The sequence below is a fragment of the Streptomyces sp. Ag109_O5-10 genome, assembly GCF_900105755.1.
Taxonomy (GTDB): Bacteria; Actinomycetota; Actinomycetes; order Streptomycetales; family Streptomycetaceae; genus Streptomyces.
Genome location: NZ_FNTQ01000001.1, coordinates 9,258,659 through 9,284,504, shown reverse-complemented (window position 1 = coordinate 9,284,504; position 25,846 = coordinate 9,258,659). Strand labels below are relative to the sequence as shown.

General features: G+C 73.3%; 24 protein-coding genes. 17 read left to right on the top strand and 7 right to left on the bottom strand.

Features of this window, described 5'->3' with window-relative positions; genetic code table 11:
- Positions 1-31 precede the first annotated feature (31 nt).
- Positions 32-325: a DUF6083 domain-containing protein gene (locus tag BLW82_RS45960; protein ID WP_256216151.1), complete on the top strand. Its 294-nt coding sequence runs from the start codon at positions 32-34 to the stop codon at positions 323-325.
- Positions 326-487: 162 nt separating this feature from the next.
- On the opposite strand, the gene BLW82_RS42085 is transcribed toward BLW82_RS45960, so the two are convergent.
- The 3 genes from BLW82_RS42085 to BLW82_RS42075 form a co-directional block, all read right to left on the bottom strand.
- Positions 488-922: a hypothetical protein gene (locus BLW82_RS42085; protein ID WP_093507646.1), complete on the bottom strand. Its 435-nt coding sequence runs from the start codon at positions 920-922 to the stop codon at positions 488-490.
- Between the two features lie 73 nt (positions 923-995).
- Positions 996-1,400: an Imm21 family immunity protein gene (locus BLW82_RS42080; protein ID WP_093507644.1), complete on the bottom strand. Its 405-nt coding sequence runs from the start codon at positions 1,398-1,400 to the stop codon at positions 996-998.
- 83 nt (positions 1,401-1,483) lie between these two features.
- Complete coding sequence (locus BLW82_RS42075; protein WP_093507642.1) at positions 1,484-2,653, bottom strand: low temperature requirement protein A; 1,170 nt, start codon at positions 2,651-2,653, stop codon at positions 1,484-1,486.
- A 505-nt stretch (positions 2,654-3,158) separates the two neighbouring features.
- On the opposite strand from BLW82_RS42075, the gene BLW82_RS42070 reads away from it, so the two are divergent.
- The gene (locus tag BLW82_RS42070) at positions 3,159-5,489 is read left to right on the top strand and encodes a heavy metal translocating P-type ATPase (RefSeq protein ID WP_093507640.1); all 2,331 of its coding nucleotides are present in this window, start codon (positions 3,159-3,161) and stop codon (positions 5,487-5,489) included.
- Positions 5,490-5,744: 255 nt separating this feature from the next.
- Here BLW82_RS42070 and BLW82_RS42065 read toward each other — a convergent pair whose 3' ends face one another.
- On the bottom strand, positions 5,745-7,472 hold the full coding sequence (locus BLW82_RS42065; protein ID WP_093507638.1) for a sensor histidine kinase: 1,728 nt from the start codon (positions 7,470-7,472) through the stop codon (positions 5,745-5,747).
- Positions 7,473-7,954: 482 nt separating this feature from the next.
- Between BLW82_RS42065 and BLW82_RS42060 the strand changes: the two genes are divergently transcribed.
- Together BLW82_RS42060 and BLW82_RS42055 are read left to right on the top strand one after the other, a co-directional pair.
- Positions 7,955-9,124 (top strand): site-2 protease family protein, encoded by a 1,170-nt coding sequence (locus BLW82_RS42060; protein ID WP_093507636.1) that lies wholly within the window; start codon positions 7,955-7,957, stop codon positions 9,122-9,124.
- Entirely contained in the window at positions 9,121-9,561 is a 441-nt protein-coding gene (locus tag BLW82_RS42055; protein WP_093507634.1) for an OsmC family protein, read from the top strand. The genes BLW82_RS42060 and BLW82_RS42055 overlap by 4 nt, the downstream gene beginning before the upstream one ends.
- 119 nt (positions 9,562-9,680) lie before the next feature.
- On the opposite strand, the gene BLW82_RS42050 is transcribed toward BLW82_RS42055, so the two are convergent.
- Entirely contained in the window at positions 9,681-10,580 is a 900-nt protein-coding gene (locus tag BLW82_RS42050; protein ID WP_093507632.1) for a universal stress protein, read from the bottom strand.
- Positions 10,581-10,601: 21 nt separating this feature from the next.
- Complete coding sequence (locus BLW82_RS42045; protein ID WP_093507630.1) at positions 10,602-11,447, bottom strand: CBS domain-containing protein; 846 nt, start codon at positions 11,445-11,447, stop codon at positions 10,602-10,604.
- 173 nt (positions 11,448-11,620) lie between these two features.
- On the opposite strand from BLW82_RS42045, the gene BLW82_RS42040 reads away from it, so the two are divergent.
- Genes BLW82_RS42040 through BLW82_RS42000 form a run of 9 tightly spaced genes read left to right on the top strand, consistent with a single transcriptional unit; the run spans position 11,621 to position 19,485 of the window.
- A complete protein-coding gene (locus BLW82_RS42040) occupies positions 11,621-12,058 on the top strand; it encodes a hypothetical protein (protein WP_256216150.1) in 438 nt (145 codons plus the stop codon).
- Positions 12,055-12,987, top strand: a complete 933-nt coding sequence (locus BLW82_RS42035) for a hypothetical protein (RefSeq protein WP_093507628.1) — start codon at positions 12,055-12,057, stop codon at positions 12,985-12,987. Before BLW82_RS42040 ends, BLW82_RS42035 begins: the two co-directional genes overlap by 4 nt.
- Positions 12,974-14,392 carry a V-type ATPase 116kDa subunit family protein gene (locus tag BLW82_RS42030; RefSeq protein ID WP_107408604.1) on the top strand — a complete coding sequence of 473 codons (1,419 nt, stop codon included), beginning with the start codon at positions 12,974-12,976 and terminating at the stop codon, positions 14,390-14,392. The genes BLW82_RS42035 and BLW82_RS42030 overlap by 14 nt, the downstream gene beginning before the upstream one ends.
- A gap of 4 nt (positions 14,393-14,396) precedes the next feature.
- Positions 14,397-14,813, top strand: coding sequence for an ATP synthase subunit C (locus tag BLW82_RS42025; protein WP_093507626.1), 417 nt, complete (start codon positions 14,397-14,399; stop codon positions 14,811-14,813).
- Between the two features lie 2 nt (positions 14,814-14,815).
- Positions 14,816-15,049 (top strand): V-type ATP synthase subunit F, encoded by a 234-nt coding sequence (locus BLW82_RS42020; protein ID WP_256216149.1) that lies wholly within the window; start codon positions 14,816-14,818, stop codon positions 15,047-15,049.
- Positions 15,046-15,672 (top strand): hypothetical protein, encoded by a 627-nt coding sequence (locus BLW82_RS42015; RefSeq protein WP_143063753.1) that lies wholly within the window; start codon positions 15,046-15,048, stop codon positions 15,670-15,672. The genes BLW82_RS42020 and BLW82_RS42015 overlap by 4 nt, the downstream gene beginning before the upstream one ends.
- Positions 15,669-17,390, top strand: a complete 1,722-nt coding sequence (locus BLW82_RS42010; protein ID WP_093507620.1) for a V-type ATP synthase subunit A — start codon at positions 15,669-15,671, stop codon at positions 17,388-17,390. Before BLW82_RS42015 ends, BLW82_RS42010 begins: the two co-directional genes overlap by 4 nt.
- Positions 17,387-18,868: a V-type ATP synthase subunit B gene (locus BLW82_RS42005; protein ID WP_093507618.1), complete on the top strand. Its 1,482-nt coding sequence runs from the start codon at positions 17,387-17,389 to the stop codon at positions 18,866-18,868. The genes BLW82_RS42010 and BLW82_RS42005 overlap by 4 nt, the downstream gene beginning before the upstream one ends.
- A complete protein-coding gene (locus BLW82_RS42000; protein WP_256216148.1) occupies positions 18,865-19,485 on the top strand; it encodes a V-type ATP synthase subunit D in 621 nt (206 codons plus the stop codon). Before BLW82_RS42005 ends, BLW82_RS42000 begins: the two co-directional genes overlap by 4 nt.
- 91 nt (positions 19,486-19,576) lie before the next feature.
- Here BLW82_RS42000 and BLW82_RS41995 read toward each other — a convergent pair whose 3' ends face one another.
- The gene (locus tag BLW82_RS41995) at positions 19,577-19,981 is read right to left on the bottom strand and encodes an Hsp20/alpha crystallin family protein (RefSeq protein WP_093507616.1); all 405 of its coding nucleotides are present in this window, start codon (positions 19,979-19,981) and stop codon (positions 19,577-19,579) included.
- A gap of 445 nt (positions 19,982-20,426) precedes the next feature.
- Between BLW82_RS41995 and BLW82_RS41985 the strand changes: the two genes are divergently transcribed.
- From BLW82_RS41985 to BLW82_RS41970, 4 genes are all read left to right on the top strand, one after another.
- On the top strand, positions 20,427-21,311 hold the full coding sequence (locus BLW82_RS41985) for a universal stress protein (RefSeq protein ID WP_093507612.1): 885 nt from the start codon (positions 20,427-20,429) through the stop codon (positions 21,309-21,311).
- A 115-nt stretch (positions 21,312-21,426) separates the two neighbouring features.
- Complete coding sequence (locus BLW82_RS41980) at positions 21,427-24,246, top strand: cation-translocating P-type ATPase (RefSeq protein ID WP_256216147.1); 2,820 nt, start codon at positions 21,427-21,429, stop codon at positions 24,244-24,246.
- Positions 24,243-24,902 (top strand): potassium channel family protein, encoded by a 660-nt coding sequence (locus tag BLW82_RS41975; RefSeq protein WP_093507608.1) that lies wholly within the window; start codon positions 24,243-24,245, stop codon positions 24,900-24,902. The genes BLW82_RS41980 and BLW82_RS41975 overlap by 4 nt, the downstream gene beginning before the upstream one ends.
- Positions 24,899-25,555, top strand: a complete 657-nt coding sequence (locus tag BLW82_RS41970; RefSeq protein WP_093507607.1) for a potassium channel family protein — start codon at positions 24,899-24,901, stop codon at positions 25,553-25,555. The genes BLW82_RS41975 and BLW82_RS41970 overlap by 4 nt, the downstream gene beginning before the upstream one ends.
- The last annotated feature ends 291 nt before the right edge of the window (positions 25,556-25,846 follow it).

Sequence of the window (25,846 nt, the reverse complement as noted above, 5' to 3'; positions counted from 1 at the left end):
CCTTCGGCCTTTCCCACTCCCGTTGCACCGCATGCGTCCGGGTAGGCGACCCGGCGGCAGCGCTGCCGTCGATGCGCCGTGTTGGCTGACAGGTTCGCGCGCATGCGCTCCACGCCTGCCGCCAGTGGGCGGCAGCTCGGTCCTCGCCCACCGCGTGCGCCGCTCCCTGCAGGTCTGCCCCGAAGGCGTCAGCCGACTGCTGCGCTGCGGCCAAGGCGGCCGGTGCCGCGACCGCGGCAACCGGATCGAGTGGTACCACCGCAACACTGAGCGGGCCGTCCGTCTCCATCCCCAGGAACTGCCGGCCACTCGGGTGGCAAGGTAACTTCGATCGGGCTCTGGTCCACTTCTCGTGGTCGCGTACGCAGCGCCTCTGTCGATCTTCATGTGACGGCAGCCAAGGTCGCTCAAAAACCGTTCGGCTGGAAAGACATCTCACGCAGCTCAAGGTCGAGCCGCCCAGGTTGTGGGCGTCCGATGAGGCTCTCTACTGCCCACCGTCAGCGACGACGGGTGCAGAGTCGTCGTCGAGGAAGAAGGCGTCGGCGATCCGGGCGAGTTCGGCGTCGCTCAGCTGAGGCGGTCTCCAGCCGCGGCCACATGCGTGGTCGACGAATCGGGTGTCCAGGGGAACGTGGTAGCGCTCGACGTAGTGCACCAGGTCCGTGTACCAAAACCACTCACCGTCGGTGAGGAGATGCAGGCCGCCGATCAGCTCGTTGCCGGAGCTGAGGATGTCGTGGACTCGTGAAGTGGTCGCAGCCAGCAACGTGCCGGCACGCAGGTAGTGAACGAGGTCCGCTTCATATGTCTCGCCCTCTCCTCGGACACAATCCCGCAGCGAGGGTCCGTCCGTGCGACCATGGCCAAGCTCCCGGAATTCCCCGAGGAACCGGTCTGCATACACACGCTCGCTACTCACGGCAGCACCCTATGCGTCCGTCTCGGGCTCTTGCGCGCCGCGCCCGACCGCACTCACCGAAGCAGCTGCCCGTTCAGGACTCGGTCGGCACGAGCTGGACCAGGCCGACCCAGTTGCCCTCGTCTGCCTTGGTGTGGGTGGCCCGGACTCTCCAGCGGCCGGCAGGCAGCAGGACCGGTGCCTGATCAGGCATCCCGCCGGTCGGATACTCGATGCCCAGTTCGGAGCCCGCTTCGGCGGAGTCCATGAGCACGGCCGGCCCGTCCGACACCCACGTGCTGCACTCCTCCCACTCGGTGGCCGGGTCCGCAAGGACAGCCTCTGCTGCGGCCGTCAGCCCGGCCTCGGAGTCGGCGGCAAGCCATCGCAGGAAGACTCGATGCTCGGGCAGATAGCATCTGGTGGCGGGCTCGGCCGCCAGCACCAGTGCCTGCGCACCGTTCTCGCCAACGGTGATCACACCGGCCAGATTGTCCACCAGGCCCGGTCGTAGTCGTCTGGCGCGGTCGGACGGGCGTGCTGTTCGACCGCCTGACGTCTGACTGGTGGGTCCTCGCCCGGTCAGTGGCTGTCCGTCGAGGTCATGGTCGTGAGCACTGTCCGGTGTACTCGGGTAAGGGCGAGCACGAGTGTCACCAGGATCAGGTCGAGGATCAGCACAGAACCCAGGGGCGGTAGCCAGACAGCGGCGATGCCCGCGGCGCCGCAGGCGAGGCAGGCCAGCAGCCGGACGCCCCAGGCTTGGCGTGTGGTGGTGTAGTACCACCAGGCTTGGGTGATCACGTAGAGGATGGGGCCGCCGAACAGGAGGAGGCCGAGTTCGCTGTTGCCGTGGCCGGTGGGGTGGCTGATGGCGAGTTCGGCGCCGACAGCGAGAGCGACGAGGCCGGCCAGGGTGGGGTACTGGCCGCTCACGGCATGGCGGACCGGCAGCAGCGTGTCGGCCGTGGTGGCGACGTACCGTGCCAGGATGTTCTCGCCTCCTCTGAAGTAGCTGGCGCACAGGCACACCACCGCGACGAACACACCCAGGCCGGCCGTCACGGTCGCGGCGTCGACAGGGGCGGCGGAGATCGCCGTGCCGACGGTCAGTACGGTCTCGCCGAGCTGGAGGATGATGAACAGCCGGATCCGTTCCACCATGTGCTCGGCGTCGAAGACCAGATCCCGCGAGGACAGGACGTGCCGGGGCAGAGGGTGGGCCAGCCAGACGCCGGTCATGTCGATGGCGGCGGCTGCGGCCCACCAGGCGAGGCGCGGCCCGTGGTCCACGGCCGCCCCGGCCAGCCACAGCGGGATGGAGGCTGCGGCCCACGCCGTCACACGGCGGTAGTGCTGCCGCAGCAGCGGGGTCGGCGCCCACGCCGCAGCCGTGATGTCGACCAGCAGCAGGATCGCCGCCAGCGGGACTACGAAGGCCCACGGCCGGCCCGCGAAGGCGTGCGGGATCTGGGCGTTCATGAACAGGCCCAGGCCCATCACCACCAGCACCAGCACCAGCCGCCGGGTGCGGGGCCGCTCGACGTCCAGGAAGGTGGCGTCGAAACTGGTCAGGGCCCAGGTGCTGAGGACGGCGATCAGCATCACGGCGGTCTCGGCGGCGGTGCGCCAGGACAGTTCGGCGTGCAGGTGGTCGGCGAGCTGGCCGACCGCGAAGACGAAGACCAGATCGAAGAACAGCTCCAGCGTGGAGACGTTGCGGCGCAGGCCGGCGAACGGCGCGCCGCTCACGTCAGCACGCCGCTTCGGGACCGATGTGCCTCGGCATAGGCTCACGATCCGGCCGCGTGCCAGGATGCGCACTCCGGAGCCTTGACGAGATTCGGAGGTCCGGCTTCGGGCCGCCTCGATGGTGCGGTCCTGGCCAGGGGGTACGGAGTGAGAGGACGGTGGCTCAGCGCGGGACCTGCACCGCTTCCGCGCCCGCGACGAACGACACCGGCTCCGGGGTTCGGCGCACGCCCTCGCCGGTGCAGATGATGCGGTTGACGCGCAGGCTTCTGGCGCTGGTGCCCGATGCCGCTCGGTCTTTCAGGGCGGGGTGGCCCATTCGACGAGGTCGATCAGTTCGGGCACCTGCACACCGACCGGGGCCGGCCATGACCGGCACGCGCGGGCGCCGTCCGCATGGCCCTCAATCAGGGCCGGACGTCCCCTGCCATGGACACCTGGCGGCGCGTTGTGATGGAGAGGAACCGGCTTCACGATCGCCGCGCGGGACGGACCGAGGTACGCCATGACCCACCGCACGACCACAGCGCAGCTGCGCCGCCTGACCTCGGCGATCGGGTCGCCGCGGCTCGAACCCGTCCTCCTGGCCGTCACCGCGGCGGCCCTGGCAGCCGGCGGCATCGCCTGGCTCACGGGGGCCGGCGACCTCGCCGACCTCTGCTGGGGGCTGGGCACCCTCTCCGCCGTCGTCCCCGCCCTGGCATGGGTGCTCACCGCACTGTGGCGCGGACACGCGGGCGTGGACCTCATCGCCGTCCTCGCGCTCGGCGGCACCCTGGCCGTCCACGAATACCTCGCCGGTGCGCTGATCGCGCTGATGCTCGCCACCGGCCGCACCCTGGAAGCCGCAGCCCAGCGGCGCGCCTCCCACGACCTGCGGGCCCTGCTGGAGCACGCACCGCGCTCCGCGCGCCGCCGGACCGACGCGGGCGTGGCCTCGGTGCCGCTGGCCGAGGTGGCCGTCGGTGACCTGCTCGTCGTCGGCCCTGGCGAGGTCGTCCCCGTCGACGGCCGGGTGGAGGGCGACGCCGCCGTCCTCGACGAGTCGGTCCTCACCGGTGAGGCCCTCCAGGTCGAGCGGACCCGCGACGAGACGGTGCGCAGCGGCGTGGTCAATGCCGGCGGCGCTTTCGAGCTGCGCGCCACGGCCACCGAGCAGGGCAGTACCTATGCCGGGATCGTACGACTGGCCCGGCAGGCGGGCGCCGAGTCCGCGCCCGTCGTACGGCTGGCCGACCGGTATGCGGCCTGGTTCCTGCCGCTGTCCCTGGTGGTGGCGGGGCTGGCCTGGCTGATCAGCGGGTCTGCGGTACGGGCGGTCGCCGTCCTGGTGGTCGCCACCCCGTGCCCTCTGCTGCTGGCCGCACCGGTCGCCATCGTCTCCGGCCTCTCGCGCGCTTCCCATCTCGGCGTCGTCATCCGCGACGGCGGCGCGCTGGAGAACCTCGGCAGGGCCCGCACGCTCCTGCTGGACAAGACCGGCACCCTCACCCGCGGCCGCCCCCGCGTCCTCGACGTGATCGCCGCGCCCGACGTCAAACCCGCGGAAGTGCTGCGCCTCGCCGCCTCCCTCGACCAGTACTCCCCGCACGTCCTCGCCCAGGCCATCGTCGACACCGCCCGCGAACGCGGACTGGTGCTCTCGGTCCCGACGGACGTCACCGAGGAACCCGGCCGGGGCGCCACCGGAAACGTGGAGGGGCACCAGGTCTTCGTAGGCCGTACGGGCGCGGCGACCGCCCGACCGGGCTGGGCGAAGGCGGTCGACAACCGCGCGCTCCTCGACGGCGCGGCCGTCGCCTGGCTCACCGTCGACGGACAGCCGGCCGGCGCCGTCCTGCTGCGCGACCCCCTCCGTCACGACGCGCCCCGCACCCTGCGCCACCTGCGAGCGGCGGGCATCGAACGGCTGTTGATGCTCACCGGCGACCGTGCCGCACCCGCCCATGAGGTCGCCGCCGTCCTCGGCCTGGACGACGTGCGCGCCCAACTCGGCCCGGCCGACAAGGTCGCCGCCGTACGCGCCGAACGCGAACGTGCGGTCACCGTCATGGTCGGCGACGGCGTCAACGACGCCCCCGCCCTCGCCGCCGCCGACATAGGCGTCGCCATGGGCGCACGCGGGTCCACCGCCTCTTCCGAAGCCGCCGACATCGTCCTGACCACCGACCGCGTCGATCGCCTTGCCGACGCCGTCACCATCGCCCAACGGTCCCGCCACATCGCCGTACAGAGCGCCCTCGGCGGCATGCTCATGTCCCTGGCCGCCATGGCCGCAGCCGCGGCCGGCCTGCTGCCGCCCGCCGCCGGCGCCCTGCTCCAGGAGGGCATCGATGTCGCCGTCATCCTCAACGCCCTGCGCGCACTGCGCGTCGGCCGAGCCGCGCACCCGGCCCTCACCCCCGCTGCCGAAGCCCTCATCCACCGCTTCGCCGCCGAACACGACGACCTCCAGGACGTCCTGGAATCCGTACGCGACGCAGCCGACCGCCTCTCCGACAGCTCCGGCCCAGCGTCCCTGGCCGCAGTGGAGGAGACCCACCGTCTGCTCACCGAACGGCTGCTGCCGCACGAGTACGCAGAGGAGCACGAGCTCTACCCCGCCCTCGCCCCCACCCTCGGCGGCCCCGAGGCCACCGCCACCATGAGCCGCGCCCACACCGAGATCGAACGCCTCTCCCGCCGCATCGCCACCCACCTGCAACTGGCCGAGGCGGACGGGAGACTCTCCGCCGAGCAACTCGACGACCTCCGCTCCTGCCTCTACGGCCTCAACACGGTCCTGCGTCTGCACTTCACCCAGGAGGAGGAGAACTATTTCTCCCTCGCTCCGTGAACGACCGCAAGAGGCCGGTGAGTGGACGGCGGCCGGGCTCGGCCGCCGTGGCGGCCCGGTCGGCGTGCACTCCGCGTCGCCGACGACCTGGTGCGTCTTCGTGCCGTTCAGGTGGTCGGACGGACGTCCTTGCCGTCCTCCAAGGTTCCATTGCCGTGATGCCGCGCCGTCAGGCTGCTGCTTCGGACCTGCCGGGTCTTGGGCCGAGTGGTCCCCGCCCACGCCCCGCTGTGCCCCACGGGCGGCTGAGCTCCTCTACTCCCCCTGCAGTGGGACGTGCCATTCCAGCGCGGTGCCACCGCCGTCGGGACATATGATCTCCAGCCCTCCGCCGAGCTGTTCCGCCCGTTCGGCCAGGTTCCGCAGCCCGCTGCGACGGCCGTCGGGCGGAATTCCGACGCCGTCGTCCGAGACCGTCAGGCGGACCTCGAGGCCGTCGGTGGTCAACACGACCCCGGCCCTGCAGGCGTGAGCGTGCCGGGCGATGTTGGTCAGAGCCTCGGAGAGGACGGCTACGACATGGTCGGCGATCTCGCCGGGCACGTCGGTGTCCAGCAGGCCCTCCATCCGGACGCCGGGCGCGAAGCCCAGGACCGGTGCCGCCCGGCCGATCGTCTGGACGGCTCTTGCGCGCAGCCCGCCGTCAGCTGCGTCGGCACGGGCCCGAAGGCCGAAGACCGACGACCTGATGATCTTGATGGTCTCGTCCAGGTCGTCGACGGCTCGCAGAATCCGCCCGGACGCCTCCGGGTGGTCGATGAAGCGCTCGGCGCTCTGCAGAGTGATCCCGGTGGCGAACAGGCGTTGAATGGCCAGGTCGTGCAGGTCCCGGGCGATGCGGTCGCGGTCCTGGAGCACCGCGATCTGCTGGGCGTCCTGTCGTCGGTCGGCCAACTCCATCGCGATCGCGGCCTGTGCGGCGAAGCCCTGCAGCATCTCGGTCTCCTTGTGGGAGTAGACCGGCCGCCCGGCTTCGCGGGCCAACAGCACCACTCCTCGCACCCCGCCCTCGCCGGTGCCGATGGGGACGGCCACGGCGGGGCCGAGCCCGTGGAAGCGCGGGGGGTCGGGAGATATCCGGGCGTCGTGGGTGACGTCGTCGCTGGCTACGGGCGCGGCGGCGGAGAACGCCAGTCCCATCAGCGATTCGCGCAGGGGCAGTACCAGTCCCCGGTGCGCGTCCGCGTCCAGCCCCACGGCGACCTCGACGGTCAGTGACGCACCGGCCGCACTGGTCTCCAGGGGCAGTGCGACCGCTGCCAGCGCGGAGCCGGCGATCTCCTGCGCGCGTTCCGCGATCAGGTGCAGGGCCTCGGCACGACCGCTGCCGGACATCAGACCGTGAGTGATCTCCGCGCTCGCCCGCAGCCACCGCTCCCGCAGCCGGGAGTCCTCGTAGAGGCGGGCGTTGTCGATCGCCACACCGGCCGCCACGGCCAGCGTGGACAGTACCGACTCGTCCTCCTCGTCGAACTGCAGCCCACCGCGCTTCTCGGTCAGGTAGAGATTGCCGAAGACCTGGTCCCGGACCCGGATCGGCACGCCCAGGAAGCTGTTCATCGGCGGATGACGGTCCGGGAAGCCGTAGGAGGCGGGATGCTGGGAGAGCTTCTCCAGGCGCAGGGGTTCCGGGTTGCGGATCAGCTCGCCGAGGATGCCGTGGCCTTCGGGCAGCGGTCCGATCTCGGCGACCTGCTCCTCGGTGACACCGACGGTGTGGAACGCCGACAGGGTGCCGCCGTCGGGTCCGATGACGCCGAGGGCCGCGTATTCGGCGTCCACCAGGGTCGCGGCAGCCTTGACGATGGAGTGCAGGGCCTGTTCCAGGTCCAGCTCGCGGCCGACCGAGAGCAGCGCTTCCAGAAGGCTGTGCACGCGGTCCCGGGTGTTCCGGGCAGCGTCCAGCCTCGCCTGCAGCTCATCGAGCAGCTCGTCGAGCTTCAGCTGGGGCAGCAGGACGCGGAGCTCGTCGGGAGTTTCCACCGCGCTCCTCCTCGGTCCCGGCGCACGGGCCCGGCATCCCCGAATCGTCTCCACGATATCCCTCCTCGACGAAAGGCGGCATGCCGAAAAGGGGTCGGCCGTCCGGCGGAGACAGGCATGTGTCCCGAGTGCGCGGGTGTCGCTCGGCCGGGTGTTCAACCCCGTGTGAGCTGGATGGGGTTGCTCGATACGGGGGCCACGGGAGCTGTCCGGCCGACTCCGGATCTTCGTCGGTGAAGGCCGTACGCTCCGGCACGAGCGGAGCGCTGTCCGACGGATGCCCCCGGATCGGTCGCGCGTGCTGTGCCGCGCCTGGGATGGTCACGGCGGACCAGGCGAGCCTCTTCCCGGGCGGCCGTGATCGGGGCCGAGTGTCCCCGTCGAGAGCCGGTCGGCCCCTCCGTATCAAGCGGCCTCCGCCGCACGCTGTAGGTCCCGCGGTGTACTGCCCCGTGCGAAGGCCGGAAAGTGAGGCGAGCTTCATGGACGAGACGCTGTCCCTGGGCCGGATCGCCGGTGTCCGGGTCGGCTTGCACTGGAGCGTCCTGGTCGTCGTCGCCCTGATCACCGTGACGCTGGCGCACGGCCGGTTCCCGGCCGCGCATCCCGGTCACTCCCCCGTCGCGTACTGGGGTCTCGCCGTCCTGACCGCCGTCGTGTTCCTCGGCTCGCTGCTCGCGCACGAACTGGCGCACGCCGTGGTCGCCCGGCGCAACGGTGTCGAGGTGGAGGGCATCACGCTGTGGATGCTGGGCGGCGCGGCCCGGCTGCGCGGCGAGGCGCCGTCGCCGGCCGCCGAGCTGCGGATCGCCGGGGCGGGCCCGATCACCAGTCTGCTGACAGGCGGTGTGCTCGCCGGAGCCGCCGTGGGACTGGACGCGCTGCACGCGTCCGGGCTGGTGGTCGAGGCGGTCGCCTGGCTCGCCGCGATCAACATCCTGCTCGCCGTCTTCAACGCGCTTCCCGCTGCCCCGCTGGACGGTGGCCGGCTGCTGCGGGCGTACCTGTGGCACCGCAGCGGGGACCGGTTGCGCGCCACCCGTGGTGCCTCGGCGGCGGGCCGGGCACTGGGCTGGTTCATGGTGCTCACAGGGTTCGCGGACGTCCTCTTCGCCGGCAACCTGTCCGGCCTGTGGGCCGCGCTGATCGGCTGGTTCCTCATCGCCGCCGCCACGGCGGAGTCCCGCCAGGCACAGATTCGGGGCGTCCTGGAGGGCGTTCCTGTCTCTCGTGTCATGACACCGGCCCCGGTCACCGTGCGGGCCACGACGAGCATTCGCGACTTCCTGGCCGAGGGCCCCTTCGGCCCTTACCGCCATGCGGCCTTCCCGGTGCTGGCGGCTGACGGTTCGGCCACCGGGCTGCTCACCGTGCGCCGGGTGCAGGACGTGCCACCGCCGGAGCGTGATCACACGATGGTCCAGGAGGTGATGCGCCCTCTCGGCGAAGTCGTGACGGCGTCGCCGGATGAGCCGGTCCTCGACCTGCTGCCCCGGCTGCAGACCAGTCCCACGCGCCGCGCGCTCGTCCTCGACCAGGGCCGTCTCGTCGGCATCCTCTCCGTCGCCGACGTCAGCCGTGCCCTGACGTGGCCCACCGCACCGGAAGGTCCTCAGCACCCACGTTCGGAACTGTCGAAGGAACAGCGATGACCAGTACGGTCCGTCCTCCGGTCGCACCCGGCCCCCTGCCGCCGGGGCGTGTGGAGGTGACCTGCTTCGGGCACCGGGCGCTCACGGCGGTGGTGCGGGGCCACACCCTCGTCACCGACCAGCCTCTTGAGGCAGGCGGCGACGACGTCGGCCCCTCACCGGTGGAACTGTTCGTCGCGTCGCTCGCCACCTGTGTCGCCCACTACGCGCGGGGCTTTCTGGAGCGCCATGACGTGGACGTGGAACGGCTGGGCGTGACGGCGGAGTTCGCCATGGCCGAAGACCGGCCGGCCCGCGTGGCGTCGGTACGGCTGCGGGTCACGGTGCCACCCGGGCTCGACGAGGCCGGACTCGCCGCGCTGGGCGCCGTGGTCGACCACTGCACGGTCCACCACACGCTGCGGCAATCGCCGGCGGTCACCTGGGAATTCGCCTGAGCAGGCGTTCCGCCGTCCACCGTGCGGCGGCACTGACGAAGGTACGGCCACGACGGCGAACGGGCTCAGCCGACGAGGACCGCGAGGTCCAGCGGATTTCGTCCTGCGCTCGCACTGCCTCAGCCGCCGTGCGCCACCACGGCGACGGGTGCGACCACATGGTGCAGAACGGCGTGGGTGACATGACCGATGCGGGTACCGACGGGGCTGGTGCGGATCCGACGGCCCACAACGGTCAGCGAGGCGTCGCGGGAGGCGTTGACGAGGACCTGCGCCGCACTGCCGCAGCGACTTGCCTCGATCACGTCGACACTCGGGAACTTCCGCCGCCAGGGGTGCAGCGCGTCCGTCAGGGCGGTCGCCTGCTGTCGCGCGAGCGCGGCATGCAGCTCCACGCCGTGGAAGCGGCGGAAGTCGCCGGGTGGCTCGGTCCAGCCGTGCACGACCCTCAGGACCGCGCCCCGGCGTGCGGCGGCGTCGAAGGCGAACTCCAGGAGCGTCGCGTCCGGGTCGCGGGTGTCCAGGCCGACGACGACGGGCCTGGAGGGCGCCGTGGCGGACGGGCCGCCGGCGGGAGCCGTCAGGTGGTCCCCGGCGGCTTGCCCCTCTGCCCTGACCAGCACCACCGGGCGGGCGGCGTGGGCGACGACGTACAGGCTGACCGAACCGACGAGGAATCCGCCGAGGCCGCCGAGGCCGCGTGAGCCCAGCGCCAGCAGTTCCGCCGCGTCCGCCGCCTCGGCAAGAGCGGTGGCCGGGTCGCCGGTGACCCGATCGGTGCACACCTCCACGCCGGGGTGGCGCAGACGGAGTCCCGCCGCGGCCTCGGCGGGATCCCATTCGTACCGGTCTCGCTCGCTCTCCGCGCCAGACCGCGGTGCTCGGTCTCCGGGCACCGGCTCACACACGTGGAGGATCTTCAGTGGCAGGGTGCGCAGCCTCGCCTCATGGGCCGCCCAGTCGGCGGCGGCGCGGCTCTCGGGCGAGCCGTCGACACCTGCGGTGACGTTTCCGGTCATGGTGTCCGCCGTCCGGGGAGGTCAGTCGACGGTGAGGAGGTTCTTCACCTCGACCACGTCGGCTATCCCCTCGGTCTCGGCCACCAGCCGGTCTCCGGTCGCCGCCGGGAGCTGCCCCGTCAGTTCCACGATGCCGTCGTGCACGGTCACCTGGACGGTCGTGCGGTCGCCCGGGGCGCAGACGGTGCGGATCCGGTCCTCGACCTCGGCCTGGATCCCGGCGTCGTCCCTGATCAAGGTCCGCAGCAGCGCGTCGCGGCCGACGGCGCCGACCAGTCGGCCCTCGTGGTCGGTCACCGGGATCCGCTTCAGCCGCGACAGCGCGGCGAGCCAGGCGGCCTCCGCGACGGTGGCACCGGGCAGCACGGTGATCGCGGGACTGGTCATCAGGTCGGCGGCCGTCTCGCCCTGGGCCTTGTCGAGCAGCCGCCGTCCCCGCAGCCTGCCGACCGGCCCGGGACGGTGGCCGGAAGCCTCGACGGCCACCTTGGCCAGCAGGTCCGACTCGGAGACGACACCCACCACGCGGTCTTCCGCGTCCACGACCGGCAGCGCACCGACGTGCTCGCGTGCGAGCTGCCGGGCGATCTCCCGGTACGGCAGGTCGTCTCGCAGCCAGGCGGCGGGCACCTCCATCACGTCCCGCACCAACGGCGTGCCGGAGCCGGTCGCCGGTTCGCGGGGCGCGTCCACCGGGGCAGGCGGCGGCTGTTTCTCCGGCCTGGCGTGTTCGGCCGCTGCGGTGACCACGGCGCCCAGATAGCGCACCAGCGTGTCCTGGCGGTTGCCTTCGCTGGCCCTCCAGGGCCGGGACGGCATGGACCGGCGTGCCTCGGTCCCCGTGGAGAAGTTCTCGTGCTCGTTCACGGTCGCCTCCGGAGTCCGTCGGGTTGCCTACCGTTTCGTTCCAGTCTTCCGTTCCGCTGTCGGCCGTCCAGTGCCGAACGGCCCCGATGGAACGGCGTGACGGCCCTATCCGGTGCGGGTGCGGGCGCGGATGGTGACACTGGAGGAGCAGCGACCGGCAGGGAGGCTGGGACATGAGCCTGCGGGATTTCCTGGAGCGGTTCCGTCCGACCGGGACACCGGGGGCGGCCGTCACGGGAGTGCCCCCCGACCGGGCGGCGGAACGCGCCGCGGAACTGGCACCGGCCCTGGCCCGGCTGACGGCCGTCCAGCAGGAGGCTGCCCGGATCAGGGCAGCCGGTGAGGAGGCTGCAGAGACGATCCGCCGGGACGCCGGGCGAAAAGCCGCGGACATCGTGGCGGCCGCCCGGGAGCAGGCTCCCGGGGTTCGTCGCCAGGCTGCCGAACCCGTCGTGCGGGAGGCGGTGCGGGAGGCGGAAGCCGTACGCGCCGCCGGTGGCCGGGCCGCCGACGCGGTCCGCGAGCGCGGTCGGGCGGGGCTGCCGTCCTTGGTGGAGGACGCGGTGGCGCTGGCACTGCGGCCGACAGCCGGGACGGGCGCGGCGCCGTGAGCGCCGGGTGGGTGGCCGGTGCGGTCCGGGCGCGAGCCCTGACCGTCCGGTGTCCGGGTGCTGCCGGGGCGCGGGAGATCGCGGCGTGCCCGTCGCTCGACGAGGCGCTGCGGCGGCTGGGCGGGACGCCGTACGTCAAGTACGCGCGCGAGGCGGCCGGGCTGCCCGAGGCGCAACGCGCGGTGTCCGCGACGCTGTTGTGGCATCTGAGGGTGCTGGCGGGCTGGCTGCCGCGAGGTGGGGCCCGGCTGCTCGTGCCGCTCGTCTCGGGGTTCGAGGTCGCCAACGTGGTCGCCCGGCTGTCCCCGTCGGCCGGTCGCGGCACGGACGCCCCGGGGTCGCCGTACCGGCTCGGAGCGCTGGAGACCGCCTGGCGGCGCCTTGACCAGGCGGCGACTCCGGCGGAACTGCGCGCCGCTCTCGCCGCGTCCCCGTGGGGCGATCCGGGCGGCGACACGCCGTGGGCGCTGGTCACGGGCATGCGGATGGCCGCCGCGCGGCGCACCGCCCTCACTGTGCCGCAGGCGCGGGAGTGGGCCGTCGCACGCGCGGCCCTGCTGACGGCGCGTGAACTGTTCGTGTACGGCCGTTCCCTGCCGGGACCGGTGCGGCGGGACGCGGCCAGGCTGCTCGGGGGACGGGCGCCGGACGCCGCCTCGTACCAGGAGTTCCGCGACGGCCTTCCGGCGCCGGCCCGGCGGCTGCTGGCCGGTGTCGAGGAGCCGGAGGGACTGTGGCGCGCGGAGGCCCGCTGGTGGCGCGCGGTGCGGGATGAGGGGGCCGCTCTGCTGCGCGACAGCCGGCCCGGACCCGGCGTGGTCATCGGCGCGGTCGCCGTGCTGTCCGTCGACGCCTGGCGGGTGCGCGCGGCCCTGGAGTCGGCGGCCCGGGGCGGGCGGCTCGGGGAGGCGTTCGATGCCCTGGCCTGAGGGGATGACACCGGTCCGGATGTGCCGCGTGGCGGTGGTCGTGCCGCGCGCGGCGGTGCGGGAGGCGCTGGTGCGGATCGCCGAAGCGGGCTGTGTGGAGCTGGACTGCGTCGAGGAGACGGCCCCGGGCCCCGCGGCACTGCGGCTGCGGCGGCTGGCGGGCCACGGCGGCCCGGAGAACGTGGGCGGGGCCGCCGCCCTTGCCGTCGCCGCACCCGACCTGGACCTGCTCGAGGAACGGCGGGAGACGGGCCTGCTGGCCGGGGAGGCCGAACTGGAGGCACGTTCGCAGGGCGCCGTGCGGCAGGGCGAGGTGTCGGCGCTCGCGGGGTGGTGCCCGGCGGCCGAGGTGCCCCGGGTCGCCGAGCGGCTCGCGGCGGCGGGCGGCGCCCTGCTGCCGCTGCCGTCTCCGCGCGGCACCGATCCGCCGACGCTGCTGCGCACCACCGGGGAGGTCTCCTTCACGCCTCTGGTGACGACGTACGGCACACCGTCGTACGCGGACCTCGACCCGTCATGGCCGGCGGGCCTCGCGTACATCGCGATGTTCGGGATCATGTTCGGCGACGTCGGGCAAGGGGCCCTGCTGGTCCTCGGCGCGCTGGCCCTGCGCCTCGGTCGGCCCCGGCGGCTCGCCCCGCTGCACCGCCTCTGGCCCTTCCTCGCCGGCGCTGGGCTGGCCGCGATGCTCGCGGGCGCCGCCTACGGCGAGTTCTTCGGGCCGACCGGCCTGCTGCCGGTGCTGTGGCTGGCGCCGCTCCAGAGCCCCGCCCGGCTGCTGGCGGCGGCGGTGGTGTGCGGGGCCGGGCTGCTGGCCCTCGCGCATGCCGCGGGCGCGGTGAACCGGGTGCGGGAGGGCGGCTGGGCGTCGGGGCTGTACGCGGCGTCCGGCGTGGCCGGGCTGCTGTTCTACCTGGGGCTCGCCTCGGCGGCCGCGGCGCTGGTCCTGCACGTGGCGCCGGCCGCCGTGGCCGGAGCCGGGCTCGCGTGCGCCGGACTGGCGCTGGTGGCGCTGGGGCTGTACCGGGCCACCGCGGGTGGCGGCGCGGGGCTCGCGGAGACGGGGGTACGGCTCTTCGACGTCGTCGTACGCGCCGGGACCAACACCCTGTCCTTCGCCCGGCTCGCGGCCTTCGGGCTCACCCACGCCGCGCTCGCCGACCTGGTGTGGCGCGGCACCGCGGGCCTGGCGGCACGCGGTCCTGCCTGGTGGGCGGGTGCCGCCCTGCTGTTCGCCGTCGGGACGGCACTCACTTTCGGCCTGGAGGCACTGGTGGCCGGGGTCCAGGCCCTGCGGCTGGAGTTCTACGAGATCTTCTCCCGGCTCTTCGAGACGGAGGGCCGTCCGTTCCGTCCCTGGCACGTTCCCCCGGCGGAACCCGCCGACGCGCTCCTACGAAGGTGATCACATGCTCGCCTGGCTGATCGTGCTGCCGGTCCTGGCGGCGGTGCTCGGTGCCGTACGGCTGCTGCGGCGGCGCCGGACCAGACACGCGTTCCGCTGGCTCCTGGCGACGAACCTGGCTCTGCTGGCGGGCGCGTGTGCTGTCCTGGCCACGGCGCTCTCGGGCCCGGCACAAGCCTCCGCGCAGGGTGCGGCCGGGGGTGGCGGTGTCAACGGCTCCGCCCTGATCGGGGCGGCCATCGCGGTGGCGGGCGCCTCGATCGGCGCCGCCATCGCCGTCGCCTACACGGGGGCCGCCGCGCTTGCCGCGCTGAGCGAGCGCCCGGAGATGTTCGGCCGGGCCATGGTGATCGTTGGTCTGGCGGAGGGCATCGCGGTGTACGGGCTGGTGGTCGCGATCCTGTTGATCGGAAAGGCGTGACCATGGGGACGGTGGCCGCCATCGGGGCCCGGACCAGCGTGGGCGGGCTGGCCCTGGCCGGGGTGGAGGTGCTGGTCGCGGAGGATCCGGATGCCGTCCGCCGGGCGTGGCGGGACCTCCCCGGCACCGTCGCCCTGGTGATCCTGACCGCGTCGGCCGCCGAGACCCTCGGCGCCGGGGCCACGGGACTGGAGCCGGGCCTGACCGGGCCGCTGACGGTGGTGATGCCCCGATGACGGCAGTGGACGAGCTGGACCCGGTGCGCGCCGAACTGCTCCGTGCGGCCCGGGCCGAAGCCGAGGCCGCCGTGGAGAGGGCGCGTGCGGATGCGGCACAGACCCTGCGTGCCGCGCGCGCCGACGCCGAGCGGGTGCTCGCCGAGGCACGGGAGCTGGGCGCCGGTGACGGACGCGCCGCAGCCGCCCGGGAGCGGGTGCGTGCCGCCGAGGACGCCTGGAGCCGGGAACTGGCGGCCCGTGCGGAGGTCTACGCGGACCTGCGGGCCGGGGTGCGGGCCGGGGTCCGGCGCGTGCTGGCCGAGGGTGCCGTATCGCCTGGTGGACGCGGGGATACGGACCGGCCGGGGCGGGTACCGGCGGCCGGCGCCGCCGCGGACCTCGGGGCTGCGGCCCGCTCCGGCGCACAGCGAGCGGCGACCGAAGCCCCGATCCCGGACGACCGTCTCGCCCGGGCAGCCAGGGCGCTGCTCGGCGCGGACGCGCGGATCACGGCGGTACCGGGTGGCGGAGTCACCGCCGATGTACCCGGACGCCACCTCGACCTCTCCGCGGACGCCCTCGCCGACCGTGCTCTGGAACGCCTGGGCGTCCGGATCGAGAGTCTCTGGGGCGAGCCATGACCGCCACGTCCGCACATGTCCTGCGGGTCGCCGGGCCTCTGGTGGAGATCGCGTGCCCGGCCTCAGTGGCCATGCACGACCTGGTGCTGCTGGGAACCGCCCGGCTGCCGGGCGAAGTGGTCGCCGTCCAGGAGGACACGGCCACCGTCCAGGCGTACGAGTACACGGGCGGCCTGGCTCCCGGGCACCCCGCCGAACCACAGGGCCACCCGCTGGCGGTACGGCTGGGCCCCGGGCTGCTCGGAGGTGTCTTCGACGGCCTGCTGCGTCCGCTGGCCGGCGCGGGCGACCTGCTGCGCACCGGCGGACCGGGCGGCACGCCGGACGGGCGCACCTGGCCGTACACGCCAAGGTCGGTCGAGGGCTCCCGGGTCTCGGCCGGTGACGTCCTCGGCGAGATCGGCGCGGTCGTGCCCCTGCGACTGCTCGTCCCGCCCGGCCTTTCGGGCACGGTGAGCGCCCTCGCCGGTGCCGGCGAGTACGCCGTCGACGCCGTGCTCGCCGCGGTGGACGGGCACGAAGTGCGCATGGCGCAGACCTGGCCGGTACGCAGACCACGCCCGGTGGCGGAGCGGCTGCCCGCCGAGCTGCCGCTGCACACCGGGCAGCGCGCCGTCGACCTGCTCTTCCCGGTGGCCCGGGGCAGCACCGTCGCCGTCCCCGGCGGATTCGGCACCGGCAAGACCATGCTGCTCCAGCAGATCGCCAAGTGGTGCGACGCCGACGTCATCGTCTACGTCGGCTGCGGAGAGCGCGGCAACGAGATGGCCGACGTCATCGAGGAGCTGGCGGAGCTGACCGACCCGCGCAACGGGGGCCGGCTGTCGGAGCGCACGGTGACGATCGCGAACACCTCCAACATGCCGATGATGGCCCGCGAGGCGAGTGTGCACACGGGGGCCACGGTCGCCGAGTACTTCCGCGACATGGGCCTCGACGTCGTCGTCATCGCCGACTCGACGTCCCGCTGGGCCGAGGCGCTGCGGGAGTTCGCCTCGCGGATGGGTGAACTCCCAGCCGAGGAGGGCTATCCGGCCGGGCTCGCCTCACAACTGGCGGCGTTCTACGAACGGGCCGCCGCCGTGCGCACGCTCGGCGGCGCCACCGGCTCGGTCACCGTGCTCGGCGCCGTCTCCCCGCCGGGCGGTGACCGCACCGAGCCGGTCACCGCCCACACCGAACGGTTCGTACGGTGCCTGTGGAGCCTGGACCGCGACCTCGCCTACGCCCGCCACTACCCGGCCGTCTCCTGGACGGACTCCTTCTCCCGGGACGCCTCCACCCTGGCCACCGCCCACGCGCGGGGCGGGGACCCGGACTGGGCGGGCCGACGGGCCCGGGTGGCGCGACTGCTCGCCGAGGCGGACCGGCTCGCCGACCTGGTCGAACTCGTCGGCATCACGGCCCTGCCCCCGCGCGAGCGGATCAGCGTGCTCGCCGGGCGGCTGCTGCGCGAGGCCGTGATCCAGCAGAGCGCGCTGTCCCCGGCAGACGCCTACAGCACGCCCGGGAAGACGGCAGCCCTGGTCGCGGACACACTGGCGGTGGTCGACCGCTGCCTGGAACTCGTGGACTCCGGGACCGCCGCGGACGCCGTGGAGGCGGTTGACTTCACCCCGTTGCTGCGTGTCCGCGAGGACGCCGGACCGGAAGAAACCGTGCCGGTGGCGGCCGCCCGCGACACGGTGCTGGCCAGGCTGGCGGAGGCAGCGGCATGAGCGGGCCTGCGGACCGGGCGGGCTCCGGGGCCCCCGTGGACCCCGCCGTCCCCGTGGGCCGCGAGGCCCGCGTGGACTCCGCGGTCCCCGTGAGCTCCGTGGACATCGAGTACACCGGCGTGCGGGAGCTGCGTGGCCCGCTGGTGGTCCTGGCGGGGGTACGCGGGGTCGGCTGGGACGAGTCCGCCACGATCACCCTCGACTCGGGTGAACGACGGCACGGTCTGGTGCTGGAGGTGGACCGGGACCTCGCCGTGGTCCAGGTCCTGGAAGACACCGCCGGAATGGACCGAGGCGGCACCCGCGTCGCCTTCTCCGGCTCTCCCCTGCACATCCCTGTCGGCCCCGGGTGGCTGGGCCGGGTGTGCAACGGGCGGGGCGAACCGGCCGACGGCGGGCCGCCGGTGCTGGGCGCGACCCGGGCGGCGGTGGGCGGCGCACCGATCAACCCGGTGCGCCGGGAGCCGCCGAACGAGCCGGTGCTGACCGGCGTGAGTGCCGTGGACGTCCTCACCACCCTGGTACGCGGCCAGAAGCTCCCGGTGTTCTCCGCGGCCGGACTGCCGCACCTTGAACTGGCGGTGCAGATCGCGGCCCAGGCGACCTGCGGCGGCGAGGCGTTCGCCGTGGTCTTCGCCGGCATGGGCCTCACTCACGCCGACGCCGCGTTCGTCCGCGCCGGACTCGCGGAACGCTCGGCCGCCCGGGAACTGGTCCTGCTCCTCAACACCGCCGACGACCCGGTCATCGAGCGGCTGCTGACCCCACGGCTCGCCCTGACGGTCGCCGAATCCCTGGCGTTCACCGAGGGCCGGCACGTCCTGGTGGTGATGACGGACATGACGGCCTACGCCGAGGCGCTGCGCGAGGTGTCGGCCGCGCGGGGCGAGATCCCGGCCCGCCGGGCCTACCCGGGCTACCTCTACAGCGACCTCGCCTCCCTCTACGAGCGCTGCGGCCGGATCAGGGGCCGCCCAGGATCGGTGACCGTCCTGCCGGTGCTCACCATGCCGGCGGGCGACATCACCCACCCCGTCCCCGACCTGACCGGATACATCACGGAGGGCCAGATCGTGCTCTCCGCCGAGGTGCACGCGGCCGGTGTGTACCCGCCCGTCGACCCGCTGGCCTCGCTGTCCCGGCTGATGCGGCACGGCGCCGGAACAGGACGGACCCGGGCCGACCATCCGGACGTGGCAGCGCAGCTGCTTGCCGCGCTGGCCCGGGCCCGGCAGGTGCGGGAACTCGCCGACCTGATCGGCCGGCCCGCGCTCAGCCCGGTCGACCTGCGCCACCTGGACCTGGAGGACGCTTTCCGGCAGCGGTTCCTCGCCCAGGCCACGGACGAGAACCGGACGCTGGACGACTCCCTGGACCGGGCCTGGGACGTCCTGCTGACGCTGCCGCGCAGCCAGCTCGGCATGATCCCGGCGGAACTGCTCGACGCCCACCGCGCCCCGCAGGAGGAGCCACCGTGAGCGGGCACGGAAGCCGGGTTCCGGCGGGTCGGGCCGGCCGGCTGAGGCTGAGGCGCAACCTCGCCACCGCGCTGCGCGGAGCGGTTCTGCTCGAACGCAAGCTCCGGCTGCTGCTCGACCGGGAGCGGGTGGCACGCCGTGCTGCGGAGGAGGCCGGCGCGGTGTGGCGGCAGCGGCTGGCCGAGGCGGACAGCTGGCTGGTGCGGGGGGTGCTGCTCGGCGGCGAGGCGGCGCTGGCCGAGGCGGTACCGGCGGACCACGCCCGGGTAGTCGTCGGTTGGGCCGCGCTCATGGGCGTACGGCACCCCGGCACCGTCTCCTGGACGGATCCCGTGCGGTCACCCGAGGAGCCGACCCCGCCCAACTCCGCGCTGGCGCATGCCGAGACGGCGTACCGTGCGGCGGTCCGGGCGGCCGCGGAGCACGCCGTCCACCGGGCCGCCGCCGGCCTGCTCGCCGCCGAGGCGGTACGCACCCGGCAGCGGGTCCGCGCCCTGCGCCGGCACTGGATCCCCCGGCTGCGAGACGAGCTCGCGTCGGTGGAACTGGCACTGGAGGAGGGCGAGCACGAGGAGGCGGTACGGCGCCGGTGGGCCGCCGAGCGCGGCGCACGGTGACCGGAACCGGGCACGTGCCCGACGCCGGCACGTCCGGGTTCGCATACGACGGCGGGCCCGCTCGGGGCCCGCCGGAAAGGGAACGCGTCCGTCAGCCGCCGTGCTGGATCTCTACGTGCCTGGCCTCCGCCTTCTCGCTGCCCAGACCCACGCTGATGGTCAGCATGCCGTCGGTGTAGTCGGCCTTGACGTCGTCCTCGTCAGCGCCGGGCGGCAGAGTCACACTACGGCTCATCGCGCCGTACCGAATCTCGCTGTGGCTCTTGTCGATGTCCCGTTCGGCGCGTTCGGCCTCGACCGTCAGCACCCCGTCGCCGATGACGACGTCGATGTCGTCGGGGGACATCCCCGGCAGTTCGGCGCGCATGACATAGCGGCCGCCCTCCGTGTAGTCCTCGATCCGGACCGGGGGCATCGTCAGCCTGCTGGGAAAGGTCTCGAACCATTCCGGGATCTCGGGGAACGGGAACCTCTGCCTGTGTGCCAGTGTGGCCATGGCCGTACCTCCTTGGCGGTCGTCGTGTCTGCCGACACCTCCAGTCCAACTCGCCGGGCGCGCCTCGGCTGGGGCCGAACAGCCCAGGTCCAGGTCCCTGAAGTCCCTATTCCACGGGCGGCTCGTGGCCAGACTGGAGAGCGGGGCACCCACACACCCGCACACCCGACGGTGATCACCATGTCCGACGTCACCACCACCGACCTCTACGAAGTGACCACGGCCCTGTCCTGCCTCCGGGAGGACATGCGGGGGCCGGCCACCCCCTTCGGTCTCTTCGTCCGCGGCCTTCCGCACGAGCCGACCCTTCTGGCTGATCCCGGCACTCCGGGCCGACCGGTCGCGGCCTCGGGACCTACGGCCCCTGGCAGCTCCTGCGAGCCGAGGCTTGCATGAGATCGCGGGGGCACTCTCCGCGTCCTGCCGCAGCGAGGAGGCGAGCATCATGAACACTCCCGCACCGAGTGACCGCCGGCCCGTCGTGGTCGGTGTCGACGCCGACCCGGCTCACCGGATGGCGCTGGTTTGGGCGTCCGACGAGGCGGTCCGGCGGCGGGTTCCGCTGCGCGCGGTCCACGCCGAGGGCGTGCCGACCCGGGACCATCGGGGAGGGAGGGTCCCGCCGCCCTGGGAGGAGCGGAACGAGGAGCCGCACCGCAGGGGGAAGCAGTTGCTCGCCGAGATGGTGGACTTCGTCGCGGCCAGGCATCCCGGCATCGAGGCGGACGCCTTGCTCGCACAGGGGGAGCCCGGGCGGGTGCTGGGGGAACAGAGCCGCGACGCCACGGCCGTCGTGCTCGGCTCTCGCCATCTGGGCCGGGTCCGGGAGGTGTTCAGCTCCGCCTCGGTCGTCCTGCCCGTCCTGGCGCACGCCCGCTGCCCCGTGGTCGTCATACCGGCACCGGAGCACGTCACCCAGGAGCCCGCGTACTACGTGGTCGGCGTCGACGGCAGCGAGCACTCAGCCGCAGCGATCGACCTGGCCTTCCAGGAGGCCGCGCTGCGCGGTGCCGAGGTACGGGCGCTGTACGTGTGGCAGCCCGGCCACCTGCGGATGTTCGACGAGTACGCGTCCCAGCAGGAGTGCCGCCGGCTGCTCTCGGAGACGGTGGCCGGCCGCCGGGCCCGCTATCCGGAGGTGGAGCTGCGGCACGAGCTGGTCGTCGGGCATCCGGCGCAGGCGCTAGCCGACGCCTCGGCGCACGCGCTGGGCGTGGTGGTGGGAACGCGTCGGCGCGGCGGCTTCGCCGGCATGCTGCTGGGCTCGGTCAGCCAGGGCGTGCTGCACCACGCTCGCTGCCCGGTCTTCGCCGTTCCCACGCAGGAGTGAGACTGCGGCCGAACTGCTCGATGGCGTCCGACAACGACGTGAGGAGAAGCAGCATGAAGGTCTCCGAGGCAACGACCGTCCCGGGCCTCCTATGAGCCCTGGACCGGTGCACCCGGTGACGTCTGTCCTGCACGGTGGCGGCCCGGCGCCGTGCGGTGCCGTCCCTGGCCCCGTCGAGCCCGGTGCCCCGGCATCCGCCGTCCCCTCGCTTCCGGTCTCCGGCGTCTTCGTCGCCCTGGAGGGCTCTCCGCGTGGTCTCGGCGCAGCCGAGGCCGCCGGCCGGCGGATCAGTCACGGCACCAACGACCTGCCCGCCTTCGGCCGGCGGCGGATATGGCCTCGGCTGGCGGCGCAGTTTGCGGACCTCTTCGCGGTGATGCTCCTCGCCGCCTCGGCGATCACTTTTCTGTCCTACGGACTCGAACAGCCCCGGGACCCGGCCACGCTGCAACTGGCCTTCGCGATTCTCGCGGTGGTATTGCTGAACGCCGGTATCGGCTTCGCCCAGGAATACTCCGCGGAGCGGACCGCGCAGTCCCTTCAGGCGATGGTCCCGCGCACCTGCCGCGTCCTGCGGGACGGCGAACGACAGGAGCTGCCCGCCCGTGACCTGGTGCCCGGCGATCTCGTGGTCCTGGAGGCCGGGGACGCCGTGCCGGCCGACTGCCGGCTGGTGGAGGCCCAGGAGGCCGCCGTCAACAACGCGGCCCTGACCGGCGAGAGCGACGCCGTGGCACGCGTGGCCGATGCCGTGCCACCCGGGCCGCTGCTCGAAGCCCGCAACTGCGTGTTCATGGGGACCGACCTGGTAGCGGGCACGGCGAAGGCCGTCGTCTTCGCCACCGGCGCGGGCACGGAATTCGGACGGCTCTTCCGCCTCACCGCGGCCGCGCCCCGGCAGCAGACCCCGCTGCAACGGCAGGTCGCCGCCATGGCCCGCCGGGTGGCGGGCGTCGCGCTCGCGACCGGGGCGGTCCTGTTCGCCGTGCGGGTGCCCAGCGGGCAGCCCTTCGTCGACACCTTCGTCTTCGCGCTCGGCGTGATGGTCGCCCTCGTACCGGAGGGTCTGCCGGCGACGCTCTCCGTTTCCCTGGCGATCGGTGTCCGCCGGATGGCCCGTCGGCACGCTCTCGTCAAACAGCTGCTGGCCGTGGAGGCGCTGGGGTCGACCAGCGTGGTGTGCACCGACAAGACGGGAACGCTCACCCAGGCCGAGATGACCGTCGTAAGGCTGTGGGCCGACGGTGCCTACCATCCCCTGACCGGTGTCGGGTACGCGCCGGTGGGCGAGGTCGCGGACGCCGGACCCGTGCGGGAGCTGCTGCGGGCGGCGGCGCTGTGCTGCGACGCCCGGCTGGTGCCGCCGTCCGGCCCGCTCGGGTGGCGGGTGCTGGGTGACACCACCGAGGGCGCGCTGCTGGTCGCCGCGGCCAAGGCCGGTGTGGACACAGCCGTGGAAGAGGCCCGTTCACCACGTGTGGCGGAACATCCCTTCGACTCCGTCCGCAAGCTGATGAGCACCGTGCGCCGCGAACCGGACGACACCTACGCCGCGTACGTCAAGGGGGCGCCGCTGGAACTCCTCGCCCGCTGCGTCGCCGTGGACCGGAACGGAACGCGGACGCCTCTGACGGACGCCTCTCGTGCCGAGGTCGTCGCCGCCGCCGATGAGCTGGCGGGTCAGGGGCTGCGGGTGCTGGCGGTGGCCACCCGCCGGGTCAGCGGTCCGCGTCCGGCTCTGGACGACGCCGAGTCGGAGCTGACCCTGCGGGGACTCACCGGTATGTATGACCCGCCACGTCCGGAGGTGCGGGACGCGGTGGACGCGTGCCGGCGTGCGGGGATCAGGATCGTCATGGTCACCGGGGACCATCCGCTGACCGCGGAGGCCGTGGCCCGCCGGGTCGGGATCGTGCGCGCGCCGGATCCCACCGTCGTCACCGGGGCCGCTCTGGACGCGCTGGACGACGCCGGACTGGACGCGCTGCTGGACGGCGCGGGCGAGCTGCTGCTGTGCCGGGTCAGTCCCGAGCACAAGATGCGGGTGGTCACCGCCTTCCAGCAGCGGGGTGAGGTCGTCGCGGTCACCGGCGACGGCGCCAACGACGCTCCGGCTCTGAAACACGCGGACATCGGCGTGGCCATGGGCGCGTCCGGCACCGACGTCGCCCGGGAGGCCGCGGTCATGGTTCTGCTGGACGACTCCTTCGCCTCCATCACCACCGCGGTGGGACTGGGGCGTTCGGTCTACCGGAACATCCGCAAGTTCCTGATCTACCTCTTCAGCCACAACATCGCCGAACTGGTGCCGATCCTCGCCGCCACGTTCACCCGGTTCCCGCTGGTGCCGATCACGGCCGTGCAGATCCTCGCCATCGACCTCGGCTCCGACGTGCTGCCGGCGCTCGCGCTCGGCGCGGAGCCGATGGAGAAGGACGTCATGGACAGGCCGCCCAGGCCGCGCCACGAGCGGCTGTTCTCGGCCGGCGTCATGGGCCGGATCTGCTTCCTCGGCGGTATCCAGGCGCTCGGCGTGTGCGCCGTCTTCTTCTGGCACATCCACGCTTCCGGCATCCCCGCCACGGACTTCACCAAGGACACGCCCGCCTATCGGGAGGCGATCACCATGGTCCAGGCCGGCATCGTCGTCAGCCAGTTCTTCAACGCCCTGGCCGTGCGGACGGACCGGCAGAGCGTCTTCCGGGCCGGGCTGCTGAGCAACCCCTGGCTGATCGGCGCCGGCTGTGTGGGTATCGGCCTGATGGCCGCGATCAGTTACGCGCCGCCGCTCCAGGCGGTGTTCGACACCGCCCCGCTCAATGCCACCGACTGGGCGGTCCTCGCAGGCTTCGGTGCGCTTCTGCTGGCCGCCGAGGAAGTCCGCAAGTGGATGGTGAGGCTCCGTCGAACGTCCTCGAAGGGAGAAGGACGGTGAGAGCGATCGTCGTGGGCTGCGGCCGGGTCGGTGCCACCCTCGCCACGCAGTTGGTGACCGAGGGCCATGACGTGCGTGTCATCGACCAGGAACCGGAAGCGGCCAGGCTGCTGCCGACCGGCTTCCCGGGAGCCTTCCTGGTGGGCAGCGGCTTCAGTCGTCCCGTGCTGGAGGAGGCCGGAGTCGGCCACGCGGACGCCCTGGTCGCCGTGACCGCCAGGGACAACGGCAACATCGTCAGCGCGCGAACGGCGAAGGAGACCTACCGGGTCCCCATCGTGCTCGCCCGCATCCACGATCCCGGGCGGGCCGAACTCTGCCGGGAGCTGGGCATCCCGGCCGTCTCCAGCGTCCGCTGGGCCGTGAGCCGTATCCACCAGATGCTGCTGCACCGCCACCTCACCCCCGAGCTCGTCTTCGGCAACGGCGAGACCCTCCTGGTCCGCTCCGAACTGCCCGGCCACCTCACCGGGCGCAGGCCGACCGAACTCGACGTCGACGGTGAGATCCGGGTCGTCGAGATCACCCGCGCCGGGCGCTCCCTGCTGCCCGCCCACGGGGTCCTGGCCGAGCCGGGGGACCTGGTCACCTTCGCCGTCGCCGCCACCGCACTCGCCCGGTTGCGCGGCTTCCTCGACAAGGAGCTGGGAACGTGAAGATCCTCATCGCCGGCGCGGGCCGGCTCGGCTCGCAGATCGCCCAGGTGCTGGCCGCCGGGAACAACGACGTGACGCTCGTGGAGCAGGACGGCACCAGGCTGTCCGCGCTCGCGCACCTGTCCCGGGTCCGCCTGGTGCTCGGCGACGCCTGCGACACCTCGCTCATGGAACACGCCGGATCGCTGACCTGCGACCTTGTGATCGCCGCCACGGGAAGGGACGAGGACAACCTCGTCATCAGCATGGTGGCCAAGAGGCGGTTCGGCGTGGCGCGGGTGGCCGCGCGTGTCAACGACGCGGAGAACGCCTGGCTCTTCGACCAGCGCTGGGGCGTGGACGTGGCGGTGCCCACCGCCACCCCTCTCATCTCTCTCATCGAGGAAGCCACCGGGGCCACGGACACGGTGGCGCTGCTGCGCCTCAGCAAGGCGGGCGTCGAGGTGATGGAGACCGCGATCACCGAGCGGTCTCGCGCCGCGGGGCACACACTGGGCGAGATCTCCCTGCCGGCCGGCACTGTCGTGGCCAGCGTCGTCCGTGACGGGCGGCCCACGGTTCCCGGACCGGACATGCGGCTGCTGCCCGGTGACGAACTTCTGCTCGTGTCGCACGAGGCGACCGAACATGAGATCCACGCGGCCTTCCAGTAGCCGGCCGCGGACTCCTCGTCACCTCTTCCCGGACCATACGATCCCGACCGGGCAGGACGCGTGCGGCGCAACGTGCCGGCTGACGGAGCCGGGCAGGGCCCGCGCGAACCCGCCCCGGCCCGGCTGCCGACGGCCAGGACCTCGGCGCCCTCGGCGGCCCGCAGCAGGACGTCGGTGGGGTTGCGCCGCACGACCACGACCGGGCAGGACGCGTGCGGCGCAACGTGCCGGCTGACGGAGCCGGGCAGCGCCCGCGCGAACCCGCCCCGGCCCGGCCTCCGACGGCCAGGA

What these genes read in the sequence shown, in the direction of transcription:
- BLW82_RS45960 (WP_256216151.1), top strand. Translation starts at nt 32, where the DNA reads ATGCGTCCGGGTAGGCGACCCGGCGGCAGCGCTGCCGTCGATGCGCCG.
- BLW82_RS42070 (WP_093507640.1), top strand. Translation starts at nt 3,159, where the DNA reads ATGACCCACCGCACGACCACAGCGCAGCTGCGCCGCCTGACCTCGGCG.
- BLW82_RS42060 (WP_093507636.1), top strand. Translation starts at nt 7,955, where the DNA reads ATGGACGAGACGCTGTCCCTGGGCCGGATCGCCGGTGTCCGGGTCGGC.
- BLW82_RS42055 (WP_093507634.1), top strand. Translation starts at nt 9,121, where the DNA reads ATGACCAGTACGGTCCGTCCTCCGGTCGCACCCGGCCCCCTGCCGCCG.
- BLW82_RS42050 (WP_093507632.1), bottom strand. Translation starts at nt 10,580, where the DNA reads ATGACCGGAAACGTCACCGCAGGTGTCGACGGCTCGCCCGAGAGCCGC.
- BLW82_RS42040 (WP_256216150.1), top strand. Translation starts at nt 11,621, where the DNA reads ATGAGCCTGCGGGATTTCCTGGAGCGGTTCCGTCCGACCGGGACACCG.
- BLW82_RS42030 (WP_107408604.1), top strand. Translation starts at nt 12,974, where the DNA reads ATGCCCTGGCCTGAGGGGATGACACCGGTCCGGATGTGCCGCGTGGCG.
- BLW82_RS42025 (WP_093507626.1), top strand. Translation starts at nt 14,397, where the DNA reads ATGCTCGCCTGGCTGATCGTGCTGCCGGTCCTGGCGGCGGTGCTCGGT.
- BLW82_RS42020 (WP_256216149.1), top strand. Translation starts at nt 14,816, where the DNA reads ATGGGGACGGTGGCCGCCATCGGGGCCCGGACCAGCGTGGGCGGGCTG.
- BLW82_RS42015 (WP_143063753.1), top strand. Translation starts at nt 15,046, where the DNA reads ATGACGGCAGTGGACGAGCTGGACCCGGTGCGCGCCGAACTGCTCCGT.
- BLW82_RS42010 (WP_093507620.1), top strand. Translation starts at nt 15,669, where the DNA reads ATGACCGCCACGTCCGCACATGTCCTGCGGGTCGCCGGGCCTCTGGTG.
- BLW82_RS42005 (WP_093507618.1), top strand. Translation starts at nt 17,387, where the DNA reads ATGAGCGGGCCTGCGGACCGGGCGGGCTCCGGGGCCCCCGTGGACCCC.
- BLW82_RS41995 (WP_093507616.1), bottom strand. Translation starts at nt 19,981, where the DNA reads ATGGCCACACTGGCACACAGGCAGAGGTTCCCGTTCCCCGAGATCCCG.
- BLW82_RS41985 (WP_093507612.1), top strand. Translation starts at nt 20,427, where the DNA reads ATGAACACTCCCGCACCGAGTGACCGCCGGCCCGTCGTGGTCGGTGTC.